General features: G+C 46.2%; 5 protein-coding genes. 3 read left to right on the top strand and 2 right to left on the bottom strand.

Annotated features, from left to right (window positions below; all coding sequences use genetic code 11):
- Positions 1-226: 226 nt before the first annotated feature.
- Both B5D58_RS13405 and B5D58_RS13400 read right to left on the bottom strand, forming a co-directional pair.
- A complete protein-coding gene (locus tag B5D58_RS13405) occupies positions 227-481 on the bottom strand; it encodes a Txe/YoeB family addiction module toxin (protein WP_011111332.1) in 255 nt (84 codons plus the stop codon).
- The gene (locus tag B5D58_RS13400; protein WP_041356508.1) at positions 478-729 is read right to left on the bottom strand and encodes a type II toxin-antitoxin system Phd/YefM family antitoxin; all 252 of its coding nucleotides are present in this window, start codon (positions 727-729) and stop codon (positions 478-480) included. Before B5D58_RS13400 ends, B5D58_RS13405 begins: the two co-directional genes overlap by 4 nt.
- Positions 730-834: 105 nt before the next feature.
- Here B5D58_RS13400 and B5D58_RS13785 point away from each other — a divergent pair, with 105 nt between their 5' ends.
- From B5D58_RS13785 to B5D58_RS13385, 3 genes are all read left to right on the top strand, one after another.
- Positions 835-1,089 (top strand): VOC family protein, encoded by a 255-nt coding sequence (locus B5D58_RS13785; protein ID WP_143023796.1) that lies wholly within the window; start codon positions 835-837, stop codon positions 1,087-1,089.
- Between the two features lie 67 nt (positions 1,090-1,156).
- Positions 1,157-1,513, top strand: coding sequence for a YraN family protein (locus B5D58_RS13390; protein ID WP_011111330.1), 357 nt, complete (start codon positions 1,157-1,159; stop codon positions 1,511-1,513).
- Positions 1,514-1,927: 414 nt separating this feature from the next.
- Complete coding sequence (locus B5D58_RS13385) at positions 1,928-2,332, top strand: hypothetical protein (protein ID WP_050731238.1); 405 nt, start codon at positions 1,928-1,930, stop codon at positions 2,330-2,332.
- Positions 2,333-2,475: the final 143 nt, after the last annotated feature.

Genomic DNA, 2,475 nt, shown 5'->3' with positions numbered 1-2,475 from the left:
GCGGGCGCTCCCGTGTAATATCTGTCCCATAATTCCTCCTGTGTCGGTAGCAAATCATACAATACACCATCACAATGCGGGACCAAACAACTAGCACGTTGAGGATGTAGAAAAACCTGAGCCTGTTAGTTTTTCTGGAATAATCAGGATTGGAGAAAATTATCGGGAGCTATAGGATGGCACGATTCAAACCGATTCAAAATGGCCTGATGCTGTTACCATTCGGTCAGTAGTGGTATCTCAGTTGAGCAATAAACAACGAGTCATCCGCAATTTTATAGACGATCCGGTGCTCGTTATTGATACGGCGTGACCAATAACCTGACAGCGCATGTTTCAGTGGCTCGGGTTTGCCGGTACCCTCGTGTGGTGTTCTTGTAATCTCTTTCACCAGCGTATCGATTCGCTGTACGGTTTTTCGGTCTGTCTTTTGCCAGTACAAATAGTCTTCCCAGGCCTGCTCAGAGAAAACCAGCTTCACTCTGCCAGGCTTCTCGTTTCGCCTCTGCCTGATTCAAGAGCTGCGATGCTTTCCAGCAGCCGCTTCGCATTCTTTGGGCTACGGAGCAGGTAAGAGGTTTCCTCCAGCGCCTTGAAGTCGTCGAGCGACATCATTACAACGGATTGTTCTCCGTTGCGTGTGATTATGATAGGTTCATGGTTATCGCAAACGCGGTTCATGGTGTCGGCAAGTTTGGCTCTGGCAGTGCTGTAAGTGATAGCGTCCATAAGGTTCTCCAATTGTACATTTATTTGTACATTACATTCTGCCAAAAGTCAATGTCGGCACCTGACTGCGCGTTCAAGAGGACAGTATGAAACAACGTGAACCACATGCCCAGTTTGAACAATGCTCGCAGCGTATTAGCGGTTCGAGACCCGGATGCGTCTGTCGCATTCTTTCAAGAGAAGTTGGGGCTCACGATTGACTTTTCCGTTGATGGGTGGTGCTTTCTTTCCCGTGACGGCTTCGGGCTGATGCCGGGCCACTGTCCCGATGAAGTTCCAGCAAGCAAGACTGGCGATCACTCCTATTTCGCTTATGTCGCGGTTGACAGCATAACAAAAGAGGATATCCATTTTGTTTGATTCCATTGATGAATCCCGAAAGGATGAAACAATCCAGAACCTTTTGCCAATAGTTACAGACACTCCCATGTCATCCGCAGGAAACAAAGGCAGTGATGCCGAGCAGTGCGCAACAATCTTTCTCCAGCAGCAGAAACTGACGTTGCTGGAAAGAAATTACCGCTGCCGCTTCGGGGAAATCGATCTGATCATGCGGGAAGGCGATACGGTGATATTCGTCGAGGTCAGGATGCGCTCCAGTGATCGGTTTGGTGGCGCAGCCGCCAGCATCACCGCTGCCAAACAACTCAAGTTAACACGCGCCGCTCGTCATTATCTGGCGGGATGTGAAGGTGACTTCCCCTACCGCTTCGATGCAATCCTGATTTCCGGTGAGCGGGAAAATGAAATCGAATGGATCAGAAATGCATTTGATGAAAGCTGACGACAGGATATCAGTCGCCCTCGTTCTCACCGCAATAAACAGATAATTCCTCCTTTGCTCGCTGATTAAGATCAACTTCAAACGCAGCAAAATACCTGAAACCTCATTTCTGAAATTTCAAAGCAGCTGATTTGTTCCTGATCAGGGTAGCAGGCTGTTGCGAAGCTGATCGAATGAGCAAGGTGTCATCAAAACAGAAGATTGCGATATTTCATTCATGAAGTTTTTAATTCAGAACCTTACTGAATAATGAGTTTTGTTATACACCCATTTACAAAGAGGTATGCACCGTTTGCGGTGCATACCGAGCGTTAGGTCTCTATGTGCATATCTAATTCGGATTGGATAAGTCTAGGAAGTGCAATAGCTACTCTACTTGGGGTTGGAGTAGCGCTCTATGCGAGTTGGCAGCAAATGAAAAAAATGAACAACCAGCTCGTTATTCAGCAATTTTCCGACTATACAAAACGCTACCAAGAAATCATTTTGCATTTCCCTGAAAATATAAACGAACAAACCTTCGATTTCTCTAAAGACACAGATAAAAACAAAACCATGCGCTACATGAGAGCATATTTCGACTTGTCTTTTGAAGAATGGCATCTAAACCAGCGTAAGTTAATTGATGCCAAAACTTGGACAGTTTGGGAGGGTGGTATAAAAACAGCTTTATCCAAAACCGCTTTCATCAACGCTTGGCTAGAAATAAAAAAAGACACCGGCTATGGCCAAGAGTTTGAGCAGTTCATTAACGCTTCTCTGCCCACAAACCAAAACCTAACCAATCATTCAAGCGGGACGCCTAACGGCGCTCCTTAATTCAAACGTTATGTTTCTAAGGAGGCTTCTCATGCGTAGCGCGGTAATTGAATCGCCCCGGGTTTTGAGGAGGCTCCAACTTTTGAGAGAATGGAGCCATGAGCAATCAAACAAAGTTTTCCCCTGAAGTTCGTGAACGATCT

Source organism: Nitrosomonas europaea, from assembly GCF_900167395.1.
Classification (GTDB): Bacteria; Pseudomonadota; Gammaproteobacteria; order Burkholderiales; family Nitrosomonadaceae; genus Nitrosomonas; species Nitrosomonas europaea.
This window is presented reverse-complemented; position numbering and strand designations above follow the sequence as displayed.